The sequence below is a fragment of the Pseudodesulfovibrio karagichevae genome, from assembly GCF_041414475.1.
Taxonomy (GTDB): Bacteria; Desulfobacterota; Desulfovibrionia; order Desulfovibrionales; family Desulfovibrionaceae; genus Pseudodesulfovibrio; species Pseudodesulfovibrio karagichevae.
Window position 1 is genome coordinate 1 of sequence record NZ_JBGLYH010000015.1, and the last position, 18961, is coordinate 18961.

An 18961-nucleotide genomic window follows, 5' to 3' on the forward strand; every position below is an offset into this window, starting at 1 on the left:
TCCTGCTCGGCGTCCTGCCCGCCACCGGTTCCGGGGGCCTGATCAGGCCCCCGGAACCGGTGGACGAACAATAAAAGTGTTACCCATGTACCCGGGCAGAACTGTTACCCATGTTTCCGGTTGCACAAGGAAACCCTTTTCCCAAAGGGTTTCCTTTCCCCCTTCCCCCGGCCGCCGGAGGCGCCCCCCCCTACCCTTCGGCCTGTTCGGAGAAGAGTTGGAAGCCTCGGCGGACGTAGGCGATGCCGGACAGGGTGGTGGACAGGGCGGTGACGGCCACGAGGGTGCCGAGCATGTAGCCGTAGCCGATTCCGAAGGTGCGGTGGATCATGACCGCGACCACGAGGACGATCTGGGCGGCGGTATTGAACTTGCTGATCCAGATGGGCCGGATGCGGTTCCTGACGTCCACGCCGAGGAAATTGAGCACGGCCAGGCCGCCGACGATGATCAGGTCGCGGCTGACCACTAGCACGGCGAACCAGAAGGGAATCCAGCCCTTGGCGGCCAGGCAGATGAAGGACGTGACCAGCAGGGCCTTGTCGGCCAGCGGGTCGAGCACGGCCCCGAGCTGGGTGCGCTGATCCCAGACCCGGGCCAGGAAGCCGTCAAAGGCGTCGGTCAGCCCGGCCACGAGAAAGAGAATCCAGGCGAGGTTGAAGTTCTCGCCCACATAGGCCACGACGAAGAGCGGCGTCAGCAGGATGCGGACGATGGTCAGGATGTTGGGGACGGTCCAGATGGCGTCGCGCGACACGGTTCCCCTCTTCGCTCCGGTTTAGTCCCTGTTCTCGGCGGCCAGGTGGAAACTCAGGCCGCGCTGGGGCAGAAAGGAATTGAGCAGCATCTCCAGCCGGGAACGGTTGACCACGGACAGGGTCCAGGTGGCCCCGGCCCCGGAGGGCTGCATGTCCATGGCCACAAGCTGGGCGTTCTGGACGGCACCGTCCCAACCATGCAGCACGCGGTCGAATTCGAGCACGCCGTCGGGCGAGAACCAACCGGACACGGTCAGGGTCTCTCCGCCGGTCTGGGCGGACTGTGCCGCGGGCCGGTCGAAGAACCTCGGCCATAGGGTGAACCAGGCCTTGGCCATGTCGGCGTTGACGGCCAGCCACTCCTGCCCGTCATAGGACAGGCGGCACTTCCAGGTGCCCTTGTCGCCGCCACGCTCCAGGGTGAAGACCGGGGAGGCTCCTTCGGCGGGCGCGATCCCGGTCAGGTTGATGAGATGATGCAGGGCCTGCAACTCCTCGTCGGTGAGGTCGCCGGGCCAGACCACGGTGGCGGGCTGGGGCTGCGACAGGGTGGCGAAGAAGCCCATGCCGCCGAGGCTGTCGCGCAGGGTCCTGCGGTCCACCCGCACGTCCATGGTCAGGCTCAGCCCCTCGGGGAAGTCCTGGGAGGAGACGACCTTGTAGCCCTGGATGAAGGGCTCGGCGTGGCCGAGGAGGTATTCCTTGAGCAAGGCGACGCGGGACTCGGGGAGCTTGTTCCCGAGCATGACCTGGACCTCGTCGAGCACGGCCTGGGCGAACCCCAGGGCACGCGCCTTGTCGCGCAGGTCGCGCTGGGACATGCCTTCGGCCATGGGCTCGAAGACCTGGACCTGCCCGGCCAGGGCGGGCCAGGCGGCCAGCAGGCAGCAGGCCACGGTGAGCAGAAAGATATATTTACGCATCGCCCTCTCCCTTGGCCGCATCGGCCGCGCCCGCGCTGTCGGGCGACTTTTCGGGTGCATCCACCAGGATGACCACCTTGCATCCGTCCGCGATGGGACCGGTCTTGACCACGGCCCGGACGAGCCGGGCGTCGGAGGCGGCGATGACCACATCGGTCCGCCAGGAGCCGTAGGCGCTCAACCCCTTGACCATGAGGGGCCGGTTGCCGACCCGCTCGGCCAGAACCTTGGGGTTGTCGCTGACGGCGTAGGCGACCATGCCCTTGTCGGCCACGTCGGTCCGGCCGACCTGGAAATATCCGTAGGCGCCGTACCCGTCCTGCCCGTAGATGACCGGGGCCAGGGCCGGGGTGAGCTTGAGCCCGCGCGCGTCGATGACCACGCCGGTATAGCCGCGCGTGCCGCTGCCCACTTCCTCGGGCGCGTTGTCGGGCATGTCCACGCCCTGCCCCGTGGCCGTGGACAGCTTGGGCGGGATGCCGCTCTGGAACTGGATGGTGTTGGGCAGGATGAGTTCGGCCAGCTCCCCCCGGAGCCTCTCGGACACGCGGACCGTGCCCGCCGTCTCGAAGAGGCCCGGCCCCCGGTACAGGGAGTTCTGGATGAGCCCGCGAACCTGGGCGGCCAGGTCGCTGTCGCCGGAAAGGAACGCGCCCACGGTCTGGTGGCCGTCGATGCGCACGGACAGGACCATGTCCAGAAGCCGCTTGCGCGCCTGGACCACGGCCTTGCGCACGGCCAGCGGCGACAGGGCAGCGTCGGATTCGTCCGTGGCCGCGCCATCTATGGACTTCACCACGGAGAGGTCGCCGGTGCCCCAGGCGATGGTCCCGTCGCCCCCGAAGGTCTGCACGAGCCCGTCAAAGGCCTGCGCCGGCGAAGATAAAAGTAATAACGACAATATGATGGGAACAAATATGCGAAACGGCATCTGATAACTGTCCTGAAGTGTTCAAGGCCTCGCACGGCCGGGATGGCCAAGGCATCATCCATGTATCGTGCTTGCCGGTTTTCTGCAAGCCGCTTGCCGGTGGGCGGGTCCGGTGGTACCCTCCGAGGGTACGGACAACCAACACCGGAGCGAGACATGCTTATCCATCTAATGCAACACGGCGCCTGCCTGCCCAAGGAAGTCAACGCGAACCAGCCCCTGAGTCCCGTGGGGCGGGAGCAGGTGGAGAAAACGGCCCGGGCCGCCGCCATCCTCGGCCTGAGTTTCCAGCTGGTGGTGGCAAGCTCCAAGGTCCGCTCCGTCCAGACCGCCGAGATCATGGCCCGGCAGACCGGCTATCCCGTGGACCGCATCGTGGTCACGGACGCGGTCAAGGCCATGGCCCCGGCTGCGGAAACTCTGGAATTCATCCACGAGTACGAGGGGCTGGATTCCATCCTCATCACCGGGCACCTGCCCTCCCTGGGGCTCCTGGCCTCGGCCATACTGTCGCCGGGCAAGGCGGTGGACGTCCGCGTGGAGAACGGCGGGCTCATGCAGTTCAGCCTCGAGCCGGGCAAGCCCGCCGGGACCCTGAACTGGGCCATGACCCCGTCGCAACTGGCCATCCTGGGCGAAAGCTGATCAGCCCCGCTCCCGAAGCCACCCTTCCGCCAGGTCCGCGATGGGCCCGTTCTCGCCGGGCGCGAACCAATGGATGTCCTCTTCCTTGTTGAACCAGGTGATCTGCCGCTTGGCGTACGCCCGGGTGTTCCTGACCCACTTCTCGCGGGCCTCGGCCAGGGTCAGCTCGCCGCGCAGGAATCCGAGCAGTTCGGCGCAGCCGATGCCGGTCCAGCCCGGCGCGTCCGGGTCCGGACAGCGCGCGAAGGCGGCCCGGGCCTCGTCCAGGGCCCCGCGCTCGAGCATGACGTCGATGCGCCCGGCCAGGTGCGGTTCGAGCTCGCTCAGGGCGATGCGCATGCCCACCTTGAGGGCGGCGTACGGCGCCGGGGCGTGCTCGCTCTCGGTGTGCCACCAGGTCATGGTCCGGCCCGTGGCCAGCCAGACCTCGGCGGCCCGGGCGTTGCGCTGGGTGTCGTTGGGATGGATCTTGGCCGCGTAGTCCGGGTCGGTTCGCGACAGCTCGGCGTGCAGGGCCTGGGGCCCTTCCTTGGCGACGCGCTCAAGAACCTTGCGGCGGACGTCCCCGGGAATCTCGGGGATGGGCGCGATGCCGGACAACAGCGAGCGGAGATAGAGCCCGGTGCCGCCCACCAGGATGGGCAGCCGCCCTTCCCCGCGCACTTCCTCGATCCTGTCCACGGCCAGTTCCACGAATTTGGCCGCAGTCATCTTCTCCTCCGTGGGCAGGAAGCCGTAGAGATGGTGCGGGCAGGCGGCGCGCTCGTCCGCGTCGGGCTGGGCGGTGATGATCGGGAAGTCGCGGTAGACCTGGCGGGAGTCGAAGTTGATGACGCTCGCGGGCAGACGGCCCGCAATGGCGATGGCCGCCGCGGTCTTGCCCGTGCCGGTGGGGCCGAGCAGGCAGACGATGGGAGGCCGCGAATGCATCAGATGTAGTGGTTGTGTCCCCAATCCTGGGGCTTGACGCCGTACTTGACGGACAGGGCCGTGGCCACCGGGCCGGGGACCAGCCCCCGGATGTCGCCGCCGTACTGGGCCACTTCCTTGACGATGGTGGAGCTCAGGTACATCCACTTGAAGTCGGTCATCATGAAGACGGTCTCGATCTCCCACTTGAGCTTGCGGTTCATGAGGGCCATCTGGAACTCGTACTCGAAGTCCGAGACCGCGCGCAGGCCGCGCATGATCGCCCCGGCTCCCCGGCTCTCCACGTAGTCGATGAGCAGGCAGTCGAAGGAGGCCACCGTGACCCTCGGCTCGTCGCGGAACACGTCCTGGGCCAGGGCCACGCGCTCGCCCACGGTGAACAGCGTCTTCTTGGGCGTGCTCTCGGCCACGGCCAGGATGATGTTGTCGAAGACCTTCAGCCCCCGGCGGGTCAGACTCACGTGGCCCATGGTCAAAGGATCGAATGTGCCGGGGTAGACGGCCAGCCTGGGGTTCAATTTCGCCATAGTAAAATCCTGGTTTGACCGTATTCCCGGTCGGTTAGCAATTCCATGGCCCCCACGGGTCCGTCCTGCGGGGGGGTGACCCGGCTCTCCACCTCGGCCAGGACCAGCGCGCCCGGCGCGATCCAGCCGTTCCCGAGCGCCTTCTCCAGGGCCGGGACGAGCAGGTCGTGGCCGTAGGGCGGGTCGATGAAGACCAGATCGAAGGGCTGGTCCGGCCCCTTGGACAATACACCAAAAAGGTCCTTGCAGACCACCCTGTAGCGGAATTTTTCCACATTGAGGTCCGCCAGGTTGCGGCGGATGAGCGCGGCGGCCTTGGGGCTCTTCTCCACAAACCAGGCCGTGGGCGCGCCCCGGCTGAGGCATTCGAGCGCCAGGGAGCCGCTTCCGGCGAACATGTCGATGACCCGCGCGTCCTGAAAATCCACGCCCCGCGCCATGATCATGGAGAAGACCGACTCGCGCACCTTCATGGTGGCGGGCCGGTATCCCGGGCCTTCGCAGGTCAGTATCCTGCGCCCCTTGTATTGGCCTCCGACGATCCGCACGGCTACATCTCGGAGACGAGCTCCACGATGGTGCGGTTGATGTCAAGCAGCTTGTCGCGCAGCTCGGCCTGGTCCACCCACGGGCGCTTTTCCACGTCGCGGAGGCGGTTGCGCAGCTCCTGGTACAAGGTCTCGGAGTCGGCCAGCAGGAATTCCCAGTCCACGCGCGGCCGGGCCACTTCCAGGTCCACCACGGGCTCGAGCTCCTTGCCCGGCATGAGCTCCAGGACCTCCATGTACTCGGGGATGTGCACCTCGAACCCGAACTTCTCGGTGATCAGCTTGGCGAACTCGTTCTGCACCTCGGCCTCGCCGTGCACGAGCAGGACCTTGATGGGCTTGCCCTGCATGGTGCCGAGCCAGTTCAGGAGCTCGTCGCGCCCGGCGTGGCCGGAGAAGCCGTTGATGGTGAAGACCTTGGCCTTGACCAGGACCTCCTCGCCGAAGATGGTGATCTTGTCGGCCCCGTTGACGATCTTGCGGCCCGGTGTGCCCACGCCCTGCCAGCCCACGAAGACCACGCTGGCCCCCGGACGCCACAGGTTGTGCTTGAGGTGGTGCTTGATCCGCCCCGCATTGGCCATGCCGCTGGCCGAGATGATGATGGCCGGTCCCTGGGTCTCGTTGATGGCCTGGGACTGCTCGCGCGTCTGGGTGAAATGAAGGTTGGGCAGGTCCAGGGGATTCTCCCCGTTCCGGATGTACTTCTGGGTCTCTTCGTCGAAATATTCGGGGTGCTGGCGGAAAATCTCCGTGGCCCGAATGGCCAGCGGGCTGTCCAGGTAGATGGGCATGTCCGCGGGCAGCTTGCCCTGCTTCTTGAGCAGGAACAGGGAATAGATGATCTGCTGGGAGCGCTCCACGGCAAAGGCCGGAATGACCACCTTCTCGCCGTTGCCGTAGCTGTAGGCAATGGCCTCGGCCAGTTCGTCCAGGCTGCCCTTCTCGTCCACGTGGTTGCGGTTGCCGTAGGTGGACTCCATGAACAGGTAGTCGGCGCACTCCATGTCGGACGGGTTGTTGACGATGAGCTGCTCCGGCCTGCCCAGGTCGCCGGAAAAGACCGCCTTGGTCAGCTTGTCGTCCTCCTCGTACTCGATCTCGATGAAGGCCGAACCGAGGATGTGCCCGGCGTCCTTGTAGGTCACCTTGATGCCCGGCGCGGGCTCGAAGGTCTTGGAGTACTGGATGGCGGCGAACAGCGGCGTGGTCCGTTCGGCGTCGGCGACGGTGTACAGCGGCTTGATCATGTCGCCGCCGGTGCGGCGCTGCTTGCGGTTGTCCCACTCGGCCTCCATCTCCTGGATGTGCGCCGAGTCCAGGAGCATTATCTCCAGCAGGTCGCGGGTGGGCGCGGTGCAGTAGATGGGGTTGCGGTATCCCTTGGCCACCAGGGCGGGCAACAGCCCGGTGTGGTCGATGTGGGCGTGGGTGATCAGGATGAAATCCAGCTTCTTGGGGGCATAGGCGTCGATGTTCCAGTTGCGCTTTTCAATCTCCCGGTTGCCCTGGTGCATGCCGCAGTCCACGGCGAACCGCTTGCCCCCGCACTCCAGAATGTAACAGGAACCGCTGACGGTGCGGGCCGCGCCCATGAAGGTGACTTTCATACAGTATCCTCGCGTTGCCGTCCCGGCCGGAATCCGGAATATAATCCCCTTCCGAACGGAACAAAATCAGTGTAATGAAGCAGTCGGCGGAATCCTGCATCCGCCGCCCAGACTACATGCCCCATAAACCGTGTCCAGGCAACCTTGCCATGGGAACACAGGAGAACCAATGATTCATCGTTCCAAGCAATATCTCATCGACGATCTGTCCATCCACGAGTCCTGGCGGCTCTTCAAGATCATGTCCGAAATCGTCGACGGGTTCGAGAACCTGTCCGAGATCGGCCCGGCCGTATCCGTGTTCGGATCGGCCCGGGTCAAGCAGGACGAACCGCTCTACCAGAAGACCGTGGAGCTGTCCAAGGCATTGTCCGAGGCGGGATTTTCGGTCATCACCGGCGGCGGCCCCGGCCTCATGGAGGCGGGCAACAAGGGCGCGTTCGAAAACGGCGGCGAATCCATCGGCCTGCACATCCACCTGCCCATGGAGCAGAAGAACAACGAGTTCCTGAACGTCAAGAGCGAGTTCCGCTACTTCTTCATCCGCAAGCTCATGTTCATCAAGTACGCCCTGGCCTACGTGGCCCTGCCCGGCGGCTACGGCACCCTGGACGAACTGTCCGAGGCATTGGTGCTCATCCAGACCCACCGCATCAAGCCGTTCCCCATCGTCCTTTTCGGCACCGAGTTCTGGTCCGGGCTCATCGACTGGTTCAAGAGCCAGATGGTCCCCAACGGCTTCTGCAGGGCCGAGGACCTCGACCTGTTCAAGGTCACCGACGACGTGGACGAGGTGGTCAGCTACATCCGCAAGCACGTCATCGTGTAGCCCGCCGTGACCGACAGCGGGAAAGCCATGCTTTACGGCCTGGCCACGGTGTCCATCTGGTCCACCGTGGCCTCGGCCTTCAAGATCGCCCTGCGCGACCTCGACCCGCTGCAGCTGCTGCTCTGCGCCTGCGCCGTATCCATCGCGGCCCTGGCGGGCATCCTGCTCCTTCAGGGCAAACTCGGCGAACTGGTCCGGATGGGCCGCAAGGAGACGCTGCGCTGCGCCCTGCTCGGCCTGCTCAACCCGTTCCTCTACTACACCATCCTATTCAAGGCCTACGACCTGCTGCCCGCGCAGGAGGCCCAGCCCATCAACTACACCTGGGCCGTGACCCTGTCCCTGTTGTCCGTGCCCCTGCTCGGCCAGAAGCTCTCGCTCAAGGCGCTCGCCGCCATCCTCCTCAGCTACCTCGGCGTGGTGGTCATCTCCACCCACGGCGACCCGCTCGGCATGCAGTTCTCCAGCCTGCCCGGCGTGGCCCTGGCCCTGGGCAGCACGATCATCTGGGCCCTGTACTGGATCTTCAACACCCGCAGCCAGGCCAACCCCATGGCCGGGCTGCTGATGAGCTTCCTGACCGGCTTTCCCTTCATCCTGGCGGCCACCCTGCTCTTTTCCGGGCTGCCGCCCCTCGCAGCGGGCCCGCTCCTGGCCGCCACCTACGTGGGCCTCTTCGAGATGGGCATCACCTTCGCCCTGTGGCTCACGGCCATGAAATACGCGGCCCGGCCCGACGGCGGCGGCACCGCGCGCGTGGCCAACCTCATCTTCCTGTCGCCCTTCCTCTCCCTGGTCTTCATCCATTTCCTGGTGGGCGAGATCATCCACCCGGCCACGGTGGCCGGCCTGGCCTTCATCCTCGCGGGCAACGCCCTTATGCAGTACGCCCCCAGGAAACGCGCCTGACGCCGTCCGGGGAGATAACCGGACGCATCCATCCCGATAAAAGAAAACGGCACGCGACCGGGTCGCGTGCCGTTTGTCGTCGCATGGCCCGCGCGTTGCGGAAATTTCCGAAACGCGGGTCTCGCGGGGTGTTACGCCTTCAGCGCAAAGGCCACGGGCTTGCTGAGCAGGCCGTGGATGGGGCAGCCCTTCAGGGCCGCAAGCAGCCGTTTCGTATCCTTTTCGCTCAGGCCGTCGGGCAGCTTGACGCTGTATTCGAAGGTGGAGCCGTCCTCGCCGGGCACCAGGGTGACCGTGGTCTCCACGGTGGCGGACCCCAGTTCGATGTCGTGCGACTTGGCGAAGGCGCGCAGGGTGATGTTCAGGCATCCGGCCAGGGAGGCTTCCAGCAGGGCGAAGGGCGTGAACCCGGCGTCCTGGCCGCCCTTGCCCACCGGGGCGTCGCACTGGCCCACATAGGTGCCGTCCGTGAATTCCGTCAGATAATCGTCTTGTTTGCTCTTGGTAGTGATCATGTTCGTACCTCGTTGTTGCAATCGATTGAACGGGCCGGCGCACTCGCCGGTGGGCAGACCATAGTGCCGTACCGGATACAATGCAACGCCCCGGACGCGGCGCGCCCGGGGCGGTTGCTCCCCGCTCCCGGTGCCGGGCCGGGGGAAAGAGGTGAAGAACGGAGGCCGCCCTAGACGGAAACGCTCACGTCCGCCGCGATCACGCCGAGCATCTTGCCGTTCCTGCCGAAGAAGGGCCCGGACACGGTGATGCACTCGTGGCCCGAGGCCGATGAGGTGTAGACGTCGGAGATGTGGAAGGTGCCGTTCTCGGCCACGCCCCGGAACCAGGCGCGACCGGTCCAGTCCGAGCCGAAGGCCGACGGGTCCTCGGCGAAGCCGGAGACCTTGCCCCCCATGTTGCTGACCAGCTGCCTGCCGCTCGCGTCGGTGATGTACAGAAGCTCGAGGAATTCGTTCCGCTTGAGGGCGTCGCGCATGGCCTGCTCCAGCCGTTCGCGCCGTCCCGACCGGACGGCCTCGGACTCGGCCAGGGCGCCGATGATCTCCTGGACCCGGCCGCTGCCCACCAGCCGGAACACGCCGGTCATGACGGTCAGCTCTTCCACGCGGCCGGTCAGCTCGTCCACGGCCCGGGCGGCCTCGGCCATGCCCTCGTCCGTGTCGGAGGAGATGTCGTGCACGGCCGTGATGGTCCGGGTGACCGCCTCGCTGGCCACCGACTGCTGGCTGGAGGCGGCGGCAATGGCTCCGATGCGTTCGGCGCTGGTCCCGGAGTGAGACACGATCTCCTTCAGGGCGGACCCGGATTCGCGGGCCAGCCCGGCGGCCTCGTCGGCCAGGCCGGACATGGTCCTGACCCCGTCGATGGTCCGGGCCACCTGGGCCTGGATGCCCTCGATGGCCACGCCCACGTCGCGGGTGGCGTCCATGGTCTTCTCGGCCAGCTTGCGCACCTCGTCGGCCACCACGGCGAAACCGCGCCCGGCGTCGCCCGCCCGGGCGGCCTCGATGGCCGCGTTGAGCGCCAAAAGGTTGGTCTGGTCCGCGATGTCGGAAATCACGCCCATGATCGCGCCGACCCCTTCGGCCTGAGAGCCGAGCCCGGCCACGCTCTCGACCAGGGACTGGGAATTTTGGGAGACCGCGCTGATGGAGTCGATGGTCCGGGTGACCACGGCGGAACCGGACTCGGCCCGCTCCATGACCTTGTCCGCATCCTCGGCGGCCGCGCCCGCGCTGACCGCGGTTTCGCCCACGGCCGCGTTCATCTCCTCCATGGCCGAAGCGGCCTCGGAGATAAGCCGCTGCTGCTCGGCCGCGCCTTCACGCGCCCTGCCCGTGGACACCCCGAGGGTGGCCGAATGGTCGCGGATGGCCTGGACCGAATGCTCCAGGGTCCCGGCGGCGGACAACAGCCCCTCGCACCGGGCGGCTTCGCCCTGCTTGCGCGCCTGGGCGGCCTGGGCCAGGGCCTCTTTCACGCGGGCCTCGGCCTCCTTGGCTACATTTTCGCTCTTTTCGGCTTTGGCCTCCAACTCGGCGATGTAACTTACGATCTGACTCAGATCAGCGGCCATCCTGCCAAAATTGTCATCGCCGCCCGCAGGCACTTCCACATTGGGGAGCCCCTCGGCGATGCGCCCGGAAACCTTTTCCAACACTTTATATTTATTATGAATAACCTTCGCCGTCAGCAGGATGCAGGCCGCGCACGCAGCCGCGAAGAACACGGCGAGGACCACCAGGCCCCAGGCCGAGCTCCCGAACAATCCTGACAGAATTGTAACCTCGCCATCCGACGCCCAGGCCGTTCCGGCCCCGGCGGACAGGCCAAAGACCGTTGAAATAATCGACAACACCGCCAAAAAAATACCTTTTTTCTGCATCATCCCTCTTCTTCCCCAATACGGACTGTAGACAACCAATGGTACGTTCAAGCAAAAGGCGGGCCACAAATTGACCCGCCGGTCGATCCCCACTGGAAGGTCACCGACGGAAGGAAAAGGTGTTCAGCACGGCGTTCAGCCTGGCCCAGCAATCCTCCCGGGAAAACTCGCGTTTCTCGCCCGGGCCGTACATCCCGATGTCGGTGTAGCTCAGGAAAAGCCGGATGTCGTACCGTTGCCCGCCGCGGACGGTCCAGTAGTCCCGCGCCTCCAGCCGGTGGCCCATGGCCGCGTCCGACATGTCGCCCCGCTTGAAGGGCAGGCCGTTCACGGCCGCGTCGCGCACCCCCTGCTCCGCCCCGCACAGGCTGTCCCCGTCGAAGCGCGCGCAATCGTCGCCGTCCTCCTCAGCCGGGGAGACGGACACCACGACGCAGGCGCTACCGAAGTTCGTGCCCGCGTAATCCGGGCCGGAATAGCAGCCGCCGAGAAGCACGGAACCGTCGTCCAGCGGGAAATAGCTCTCCTGAGCCAACGCCTTCGGGTCGTCATAGACCGTGAAGTCGGCTGGAAACGCCATGGTGAAGGCAGGCGCGTTGTCCTTGCCGGCGGCCGCCGTTCCGGGACCGCCCGCCCAACAGACGGACGCCGCCCCTCCGGCCGCGACCAGGGCAAGCAACAGGAATATCCAGGATAAGCCACGGGGCCGCCAAGGAACGCTCAGCATCGTTTCATCCTCCGCTGAATATGGTTCAGGTCCGACATTGTCCGAATATGCAATGAAAATCCCCTACGACGACGCCATAGGGGATTTCGCTTCAATCAAAGTGCCCGCCGCCCGTTCCGGGAACCGGGCCTGTGCCCGCCGGGCTAGAGGAAGTCCGGGTCGATGCCCGCCTTGCCCCCGGCCAGGATGAGCTTGAGGTAGCGGATGGTCCGGTCGTCCACCGGCACGATGGGGAAGTTCTCGCGGCAGGCGTCGCATTGGGCCATGGCGGGCCGGGACGGCGCGATGAGCGGAACCTCCCGGCCGCAGTGCGGGCAGGGGTAGAGGAAGATCATTTCCATGGCCGCGGGCTTCACCGGGGTCAGGGGTTTCTTGCTTTCAGCCATGTTTATCCCTTTTGTACCAAATTTTTGCCGGTCATTCCGGCGGGCGGTTCCATGCCCCACAACCCGATGATGGTGGTGGCGATGTCGCCGAGGATGCCCTCTTCAAGGACCGCGCCCTCGCGCCCCTTCTCCATGAAGACCAGGGGCACCGGGTTGGTGGAATGGGCCGTGTGCGGAGCGCCGCTCGCGTCGAGCATCTGCTCGGCGTTGCCGTGGTCGGCGGTCATCAGCACCCGGCCGCCGCCCGCCAGCACCGTGTCCACGATGCGGCCCACGCAGCCGTCCACGGCCACGCACGCCTTTTCGGCGGCCTCCATGATGCCGGTGTGCCCGACCATGTCCAGGTTGGCCAGGTTGCAGACGCACAGGTCGTACCCGCCCCACTTGGCGATCAGGGTGTCGGCCACTTCGTCGGCGCTCATCTGCGGCTTGAGGTCGTAGGTGGCCACCTCGCGCGGGGACGGGATCATGACCCGGTCCTCGCCCGGGAACGGCTCCTCGCGCCCGCAGTTCAGGAAATAGGTCACGTGGGCGTACTTCTCGGTCTCGGCGATGCGCAGCTGCTTCATGCCGTGGGCGGAGGCGAACTCGCCCAGGGTGCCCGCGTAGTCCTCGGGCGGAAAGGCCGTGGCCATGGGAAAGGTCGACTCGTACCGGGTCATGGTCGCGAACATGGCCAACTCCGGCACGCGAGGACGGTCGAACTCCTCGAAATCCTTTTCGAAGATGGCCCGGCTGATCTCCCTGGCGCGGTCGGCGCGGAAGTTGAAGAAGAACAGGCCGTCGCCGTCCTGGATGCGCCCGCCCACGCCCGCCACCACGCTCGGCTTGACGAACTCGTCGAACTCGCCTTCGGCGTAGCGCGCCTCGATGGCCGCGACCGGATCGTCGATGGACTCGCCCAGGCCGTCCACCAGGGCCCGGTAGGCCTTTTCCACGCGCTCGAACCGCTTGTCGCGGTCCATGGCCCAGAACCGGCCGGACAGGGTGGCCACCTTGCCCAGGCCGAGCTCGTCGAGCTTGGCCAGCAGGGTGCGCATGTAGGCGAGCCCGCCCTTCTGGGCCGTGTCGCGGCCGTCCATGAAGACGTGGATGAAGACCTCGGGGACACCTTCGGTTTTGGCCATGTCCAGCAGGGCGAACAGGTGGCGCAGGTGCGAATGAACCCCGCCGTCCGAGAGCAGCCCCATGAGGTGCAGCCGCCCGGAACCGGCCTTGGTCTTGTCCATGAGCGCCTTGAGGGTCGGATTCCTGAAGAAGGAGCCGTCCTCGATGGCCATGTCGATGCGGGTCATGTCCTGGTAGATGACACGGCCCCCGCCGATGTTCATGTGCCCCACCTCGGAGTTGCCCATGAAGCCGTCGGGCAGCCCCACGGCGCGTCCCGAGCAGGTCAGGCGGGTGGAGGGGTACTCGGCCAGGAGGCGGTCGAGATGCGGAGTAGCGGCGTTGCGCACGCTGTTGCCCGCGCTCTCCGGGGCGATGCCCCAGCCGTCCAGTATCAGCAGCAGTGTCTTCTTTGGTTCGGCCATGTCCATAGTCCGTTAGGCCTCGAACTCCACGCGGGGAGCTTCGGTCCACATGCCTTCGATGTTGTAGAACTCCCGGAGCTCGTCCAGGAACACGTGGACCAGCACGTCGTTCAGGTCGATCAGGACCCACTCGCCGGTCTTGTGTCCCTCCATGCTCAGGAACTCGATGTTCTCCTCGGCCGCCCTGTCCAGGACGTGGGAGGCCAGGGCCTGGGCATGCTTCACGCCCCGGGCCGAGACCACCAGGATCATGTCCGTGACCGAACTCAGGCCCGACACGTCGATGATGCTGATCCGCTCGCCCTGCTTGGCGTCGAGCCACCCGGCCACGTCGCGGGCCTTGTCGATGCTCGCCATTTCGGCGAATTTCTTTTCTTTATTAAGCAATGTCTGTCCTTAGTGTTTGGTGTAACCCACCATCAATCCTCGGGGAACCGTCCCACAAGGATCTCTTCGAGCCCGCGCTTGGGCACGTGGTGCTTGCCGTCTTCGCCGGTCCAATACTTGATACTGCCGTCCGAGGGAAGCGATTCCAGGACCACTTCCTGGGCCGGGACGCCCAGGGCCAGGACCATGAGAATCTCGAAACGGTCCGGGAGGTCGAATATCGCGGCCAGCTTCTTCCTGTTGACCGTGGCGATGATGCATCCGCCGTACCCCTTGTCCACCGCCCCGAGCATGAGGCTCTGGCAGGCGATGCCGTGGTCGCAGTGGGGCGTGTCGGCCACATCCTTGTCCAGAAGCATGATGATGTAGCCCGTGGGCCGCTCGCCCTCGGCCGGGCCCTTCCAGTCCGCGAGATAGCCTGCCCAGCCCAGAAGCGGAAAGATTTCGGCGCACTGCGCCGGGTCGGCGGTGACGATGTACTTGAGCGGCTGGAGGTTCCTGCCCGAAGGCATGAACCGGACCAGGTCCACCAAATCGGTCAGTTCGTCCGCGCTCACCGGTCTGGATTCGTCAAACTTGCGCCGCGACCGGTTGCGTTCCATCAATTCCCTGAATGTCATGGTTGCTCCACTGTTGGTTGTTAACCTCCGATTGTGTAATGCACTTTGGACCGGTCCGCAACAAGAGCGCCCCAAACAACTGTCCGACGACCGGCCACGGCCCACAAACCCCTTGACGCAAACCGGGACATGGGGCACTGTTTGGCCTATGCAACAATACCTATTTGCGCGCTTTTTTTGGTTTACGGGCTCCCTGTAGGAGGCTCGTGGCTTATGGAATGGCGCGGGGAAGGCGCGGGAGCGGACCACGGGCTGTATCAGACCGTGGTTTTTTCATATGGACAGCATGGCCGATTCAAGGCCGCCCAAGGAGGATGAAGGGATGATCTACGACGTGAGGAACGAGACCCTGCCCAGGGAGGATATGGAAGCGCTCCAACTGCGCAGGCTCAAGTCGCTGTGCGAGCGGGTATATGCCAATGTCCCGTTCTACAAGAGGAAATTTGACGAAAAAGGCGTCAAGCCCCAGGACATCAAGACCCTGAAGGACGTCTCCTTGCTTCCGTTTACGGTCAAGCAGGACCTCCGCGACCAGTATCCCTTCGGCATGTTCGCCGTCCCCAAGGACCAGATCGTGCGCATCCATTCCTCCTCCGGCACCACCGGCACGGCCACCGTGGTCGGCTACACCAAGCGCGACATCGAGAACTGGGGCGAACTGGTGGCCCGATGCCTGATGGCCGCCGGGGCCTCCGCCGCCGACACGGTCCACAACGCCTACGGCTACGGCCTGTTCACCGGAGGCCTGGGCGCGCACTACGGGGCCGAGGCTCTGGGCGCCACCGTGGTGCCCATGTCCGGCGGCTCCACCCGCAGGCAGGTCACCCTGCTCAAGGACTTCGCCCCGGACGTCATCTGCTGCACCCCCTCCTACGCCCTGTTTCTGGCCGAGACCGGCCTGGAGATGGGCATCGACATCCGCGAACTGCCCCTGCGCATCGGCATCTTCGGGGCCGAGCCCTGGACCAACGAGATGCGCGCGGACATCGAGAAGAAGCTCGGCATCACGGCCATCGACATCTACGGCCTGTCCGAAATCATGGGCCCCGGCGTGGCCATCGAATGCGCCGCCGCCCAGGACGGCCTGCACATCCAGGAGGACCACTTCCTGGCCGAGACCATCGACCCGGTCACCGGCGAACCCGTGGGCCCGGGCGAGGAAGGCGAGCTGGTCTTCACCACCCTGACCAAGGAAGGCATCCCGCTCATCCGCTACCGCACCCGCGACCTGACCACCCTGAACTACACGCCGTGCAAGTGCGGCCGCACCACCGTGCGCATGAAGCGCGTCACCGGCCGCTCCGACGACATGCTCATCATCCGGGGCGTCAACGTGTTCCCGTCCCAGATCGAGTCCATCCTCATCGACACCGAGGGGCTGACCCCGCACTACCAGCTGATCATCGAACGCCAGGGCAACCTCGACACCCTGGAGGTCCAGGTGGAGGTCAACGAGTCCCTGTTCTCCGACGAGATCAAGAGTTTACAGCGTGTGGAATCAAAGGTAATGAAGAACATTAAGGAATTCCTCGGCGTCACCGCCAAGGTCAAACTGGTCGAGCCCAAGAGCATCGAGCGTTCCCTGGGCAAGGCCAAGCGCATCATCGACAACCGCCACAAGGACTAACCAGTCAATAAGCCAAGGAGAACACTATGAAAGTCGATCAACTCTCCATATTTCTGGAAAACCGGGCCGGGCGCCTGGCCGAGGTCACCCGCATCCTCTCCGAGGCCCAGGTGAACATCCGCGCCCTGTCCCTGGCCGACACCTCGGACTTCGGCATCCTGCGCCTGATCGTGTCCGACTTCGAAAAGGCCAAGGCCAAGCTGAAGGAAGCGGGCTTCACCGTGGGCCGCACCTCGGTGGTGGCCGTGGAGGTCAACGACCAGCCCGGCGGCCTGAACGACATCCTGACCATGCTCCAGGAGGCGGGCATCAACGTGGAGTACATGTACGCCTTCGTCCAGCAGTCCGGCGATTCCGCGATCCTGATCTTCCGCTTCGACCGCACGGACCAGGGCATAGAACTGCTCCAGAAGAACAACATCAACATCATCCCCGGCGACAAGCTCTACACCATGTAGCGCTCCCGCGACCACGCGAAAAAAGGGTGAAGGCGTCATGCCCTCACCCTTTTTTTCGGCCCGTGCTCCGAAACGCAATCAGTAGTGGTCCATGATTTCCCGGTAGACGCCGTTCTCCCGGTTGGCCCTGATGCGCTCGTTGATCTCGCCCAGGCGCGACTCCCAGCCCGGATGCCGATTGAAGGCGAACCGCAGCTCCGCGCTGCCCAGCTCCCGTTTCGAGACGTGAAAATCCTCCATGCTCAATTCCGGGGAGCTGCGGATCATCCAGCGGGCCGTGCACTCGTCGAACAGGGCCACATCCACCCTGCCCGCCTTGAGCATGCGCAACAGGACCACGTCGCTGTTCACGTCATAGCGGGAGGCCTTGCCGTTCTTGAACAGCGGGTCCACCTCGGGATAGCTGTAGGTTTTGATGCAGCCGATGGTCAGGTTGTACAGGCTGGTCTCGCCCGTGTACTCCACGGGCCGGTTCCGCCTGGACAGGAGCACCGTCCTCAGCGTCAGCACGGGGTCGCTCCACAGGTAGAGGTCCGCGTTGCCCATCCACTCCCGGCATTCCAGCCGGGCATAGACCCTGTCGCCCGGCGTCCTGAGCACGCTGCGCGAGGCGGGCACCATCAGCACGAGGGTCTCGACGCCCACGGGCATGGAGATGCGGAAGATATCCAGGGCAGCTCCCTGAGGTTCTCCGTTCACGACCATCTCGAACGGCGGCCATCCCCTGGTGAACAGGGCGAATGTGACCGAATCGCCGGCCAGGACCGGACGCGCCAGGCACGTCCACGCCAGGACCAGTAACAAAACCGCCGTAAAAGGTTGCCGGGGAATCACTGTGAACAACCGAACCTCCTTCGCCTGTCTCGCCGGTACATATGTGCGGACGAAGACTATTATCTCAAAGGCAGAGGCGGATAAAACAGAGTATCGGGAGATTTAAACTCTTTCCACATTTTTTCCACAGCCTGTGCGAACATGAAATGGTTTTTATAAAATTTTGTGGAGAACGGTATTCTTCAGGAAATGTGGCGTTTTCATGACAACGGCCCGGCAGGCTGGACCGGTCCGGCAACCGTGCGTATATACGCAACATGCCCGGCCCGTTTCTCTGGCTCGAATTCCTGGCCCTGTTCGGCCTGACCCCGCTGCTCCACGCACTGGGCTGGTTGCCGTTTCCCAAAATCCCCCTGCTCCTCGTCTTCGCGGGCGGTTGCCTGCTCTATCTCGGCAGGGGCGGATATCTCCAAAAAACGGATTTTTCCATTTTTCTAAGTGAGAACAGACACAATCTGAGGGCGATAACCCTCCGTTCCCTGGCTGTCGCCCTGTGTTCGGTGCTCGTGGTCCTCGTTTGGGCCCCGGATCAGCTCTTCGGCTTTCCGCGCTCCCGGCCGCTCCTGTGGCTGGCCGTCATGGTCCTCTATCCCCTGCTGTCCGCCTTCCCGCAGGAGACCATCTACCGGGCCTTCCTCTTCCGCCGCTACGTCCCCATACTGAGGACGGACCGTGCCCGGACGTGGGCCAGCGTCCTGGCCTTCTCCTTCCTGCACATCGTCTTCGGCAACTGGGTGGCCGTGGTCCTGACCATCCCGGCGGGCTGGATATTCACCCGGACCTACCGCCGCACCGGCTCCCTGTTTCTCGCCTCCCTGGAGCACGCCGCCTACGGCTGCGTCATCTTCACCGTCGGCCTCGGCCGGTTCTTCTACCACCCGGCCTGAACGATCACCCCATTTTCTTCGCAAACCTGTTGCCGAAAACAGCCCGCCGAAGTATACGGATAGAATGCGATCGGTTAAATCGCGGTATTCAAGAGGCGGGAGACAAGGTGGGGAAGGAAATAGTAGACAGCAAGTTCCTGGAATCAATGGCGGATCGTCGTCCGTTCATGAAACGGATGTTCACCGTATTCATCTCCCAAGAACCCAAGAGGATCCAGAGCATCAAGGACGCCCTCTCCTCCGGCGACGTGGAGAAACTGCGCCATTTGGCCCACGCCCTCAAGGGCGGGGCCGCCACCATCGGCGTGGAGCGGGTGCGCGAGTGTTGCCTCCAGCTCGAAAACGCCTGCAAGACGGGTGACCTGGACGCGGCCCTGGCGCTCATGGACAATCTCGAGGAAGAGATGCGCAACGCCTACGAATTCATGTTCAATTATCTGGCCGAGCACTGAACCGGCCCGGAAAGAAGCCTGCATGGGGCCCGTCGGC

22 protein-coding genes are annotated in these 18961 nt (G+C 64.8%); 7 read left to right on the plus strand and 15 right to left on the minus strand.

Annotated elements, in window-relative coordinates; translation table 11 throughout:
* Window positions 1–190: 190 nt before the first annotated feature.
* The 3 genes from pgsA to AB6M95_RS07180 are packed head-to-tail and all read right to left on the minus strand — an operon-like array spanning window position 191 to window position 2534.
* On the minus strand, window positions 191–757 hold the full coding sequence (pgsA, locus tag AB6M95_RS07170) for a CDP-diacylglycerol--glycerol-3-phosphate 3-phosphatidyltransferase (RefSeq protein WP_371386059.1): 567 nt from the start codon (window positions 755–757) through the stop codon (window positions 191–193).
* A gap of 21 nt (window positions 758–778) precedes the next feature.
* A complete protein-coding gene (locus AB6M95_RS07175; protein WP_371386060.1) occupies window positions 779–1681 on the minus strand; it encodes a hypothetical protein in 903 nt (300 codons plus the stop codon).
* Window positions 1674–2534, minus strand: a complete 861-nt coding sequence (locus tag AB6M95_RS07180) for a TP0624 family protein (RefSeq protein WP_371386061.1) — start codon at window positions 2532–2534, stop codon at window positions 1674–1676. The genes AB6M95_RS07175 and AB6M95_RS07180 overlap by 8 nt, the downstream gene beginning before the upstream one ends.
* Window positions 2535–2768: 234 nt before the next feature.
* On the opposite strand from AB6M95_RS07180, the gene AB6M95_RS07185 reads away from it, so the two are divergent.
* Window positions 2769–3257: a SixA phosphatase family protein gene (locus AB6M95_RS07185; RefSeq protein WP_371386062.1), complete on the plus strand. Its 489-nt coding sequence runs from the start codon at window positions 2769–2771 to the stop codon at window positions 3255–3257.
* Here AB6M95_RS07185 and miaA read toward each other — a convergent pair whose 3' ends face one another.
* From miaA to AB6M95_RS07205, 4 genes are read right to left on the minus strand one after another with little or no spacing between them, the layout of a single operon-like run.
* Window positions 3258–4187 carry a tRNA (adenosine(37)-N6)-dimethylallyltransferase MiaA gene (miaA, locus tag AB6M95_RS07190; RefSeq protein ID WP_371386063.1) on the minus strand — a complete coding sequence of 310 codons (930 nt, stop codon included), beginning with the start codon at window positions 4185–4187 and terminating at the stop codon, window positions 3258–3260. It lies immediately after the preceding gene.
* Window positions 4187–4714, minus strand: a complete 528-nt coding sequence (gene coaD / locus AB6M95_RS07195) for a pantetheine-phosphate adenylyltransferase (protein WP_371386064.1) — start codon at window positions 4712–4714, stop codon at window positions 4187–4189. Before coaD ends, miaA begins: the two co-directional genes overlap by 1 nt.
* On the minus strand, window positions 4702–5262 hold the full coding sequence (rsmD, locus tag AB6M95_RS07200) for a 16S rRNA (guanine(966)-N(2))-methyltransferase RsmD (RefSeq protein ID WP_371386065.1): 561 nt from the start codon (window positions 5260–5262) through the stop codon (window positions 4702–4704). The genes coaD and rsmD overlap by 13 nt, the downstream gene beginning before the upstream one ends.
* Window positions 5263–5264: 2 nt before the next feature.
* Window positions 5265–6872, minus strand: a complete 1608-nt coding sequence (locus tag AB6M95_RS07205; RefSeq protein ID WP_371386066.1) for an MBL fold metallo-hydrolase RNA specificity domain-containing protein — start codon at window positions 6870–6872, stop codon at window positions 5265–5267.
* A 169-nt stretch (window positions 6873–7041) separates the two neighbouring features.
* Here AB6M95_RS07205 and AB6M95_RS07210 point away from each other — a divergent pair, with 169 nt between their 5' ends.
* On the plus strand, window positions 7042–7701 hold the full coding sequence (locus AB6M95_RS07210) for an LOG family protein (protein WP_071547232.1): 660 nt from the start codon (window positions 7042–7044) through the stop codon (window positions 7699–7701).
* 27 nt (window positions 7702–7728) lie between these two features.
* Complete coding sequence (locus tag AB6M95_RS07215; protein WP_371386067.1) at window positions 7729–8610, plus strand: DMT family transporter; 882 nt, start codon at window positions 7729–7731, stop codon at window positions 8608–8610.
* A 131-nt stretch (window positions 8611–8741) separates the two neighbouring features.
* Here AB6M95_RS07215 and AB6M95_RS07220 read toward each other — a convergent pair whose 3' ends face one another.
* The 7 genes from AB6M95_RS07220 to AB6M95_RS07250 form a co-directional block, all read right to left on the minus strand.
* Window positions 8742–9125: an OsmC family protein gene (locus tag AB6M95_RS07220; RefSeq protein ID WP_371386068.1), complete on the minus strand. Its 384-nt coding sequence runs from the start codon at window positions 9123–9125 to the stop codon at window positions 8742–8744.
* Between the two features lie 170 nt (window positions 9126–9295).
* Window positions 9296–10705, minus strand: coding sequence for a methyl-accepting chemotaxis protein (locus tag AB6M95_RS07225; protein ID WP_371386069.1), 1410 nt, complete (start codon window positions 10703–10705; stop codon window positions 9296–9298).
* 409 nt (window positions 10706–11114) lie between these two features.
* Window positions 11115–11741, minus strand: a complete 627-nt coding sequence (locus tag AB6M95_RS07230) for a hypothetical protein (protein ID WP_371386070.1) — start codon at window positions 11739–11741, stop codon at window positions 11115–11117.
* Window positions 11742–11884: 143 nt separating this feature from the next.
* Window positions 11885–12127, minus strand: a complete 243-nt coding sequence (locus tag AB6M95_RS07235; RefSeq protein WP_014320939.1) for a hypothetical protein — start codon at window positions 12125–12127, stop codon at window positions 11885–11887.
* 2 nt (window positions 12128–12129) lie between these two features.
* Window positions 12130–13659 (minus strand): 2,3-bisphosphoglycerate-independent phosphoglycerate mutase, encoded by a 1530-nt coding sequence (gene gpmI / locus AB6M95_RS07240; RefSeq protein ID WP_371386071.1) that lies wholly within the window; start codon window positions 13657–13659, stop codon window positions 12130–12132.
* Window positions 13660–13671: 12 nt separating this feature from the next.
* Window positions 13672–14046: a ribosome silencing factor gene (gene rsfS / locus AB6M95_RS07245; RefSeq protein WP_371386072.1), complete on the minus strand. Its 375-nt coding sequence runs from the start codon at window positions 14044–14046 to the stop codon at window positions 13672–13674.
* A gap of 32 nt (window positions 14047–14078) precedes the next feature.
* Window positions 14079–14666: a nitroreductase family protein gene (locus AB6M95_RS07250; protein WP_371386073.1), complete on the minus strand. Its 588-nt coding sequence runs from the start codon at window positions 14664–14666 to the stop codon at window positions 14079–14081.
* A gap of 322 nt (window positions 14667–14988) precedes the next feature.
* Between AB6M95_RS07250 and AB6M95_RS07255 the strand changes: the two genes are divergently transcribed.
* Window positions 14989–16293: a phenylacetate--CoA ligase family protein gene (locus AB6M95_RS07255; protein WP_371386074.1), complete on the plus strand. Its 1305-nt coding sequence runs from the start codon at window positions 14989–14991 to the stop codon at window positions 16291–16293.
* A gap of 26 nt (window positions 16294–16319) precedes the next feature.
* Window positions 16320–16751: an ACT domain-containing protein gene (locus AB6M95_RS07260; RefSeq protein WP_371386075.1), complete on the plus strand. Its 432-nt coding sequence runs from the start codon at window positions 16320–16322 to the stop codon at window positions 16749–16751.
* Between the two features lie 78 nt (window positions 16752–16829).
* Here the strand turns inward: AB6M95_RS07260 and AB6M95_RS07265 are convergent, their stop codons facing one another.
* Window positions 16830–17594: a substrate-binding periplasmic protein gene (locus AB6M95_RS07265; RefSeq protein WP_371386076.1), complete on the minus strand. Its 765-nt coding sequence runs from the start codon at window positions 17592–17594 to the stop codon at window positions 16830–16832.
* A gap of 248 nt (window positions 17595–17842) precedes the next feature.
* On the opposite strand from AB6M95_RS07265, the gene AB6M95_RS07270 reads away from it, so the two are divergent.
* Both AB6M95_RS07270 and AB6M95_RS07275 read left to right on the plus strand, forming a co-directional pair.
* Window positions 17843–18472 (plus strand): CPBP family intramembrane glutamic endopeptidase, encoded by a 630-nt coding sequence (locus AB6M95_RS07270; protein ID WP_371386077.1) that lies wholly within the window; start codon window positions 17843–17845, stop codon window positions 18470–18472.
* A 167-nt stretch (window positions 18473–18639) separates the two neighbouring features.
* Window positions 18640–18924: an Hpt domain-containing protein gene (locus tag AB6M95_RS07275; protein WP_371386078.1), complete on the plus strand. Its 285-nt coding sequence runs from the start codon at window positions 18640–18642 to the stop codon at window positions 18922–18924.
* Window positions 18925–18961: the final 37 nt, after the last annotated feature.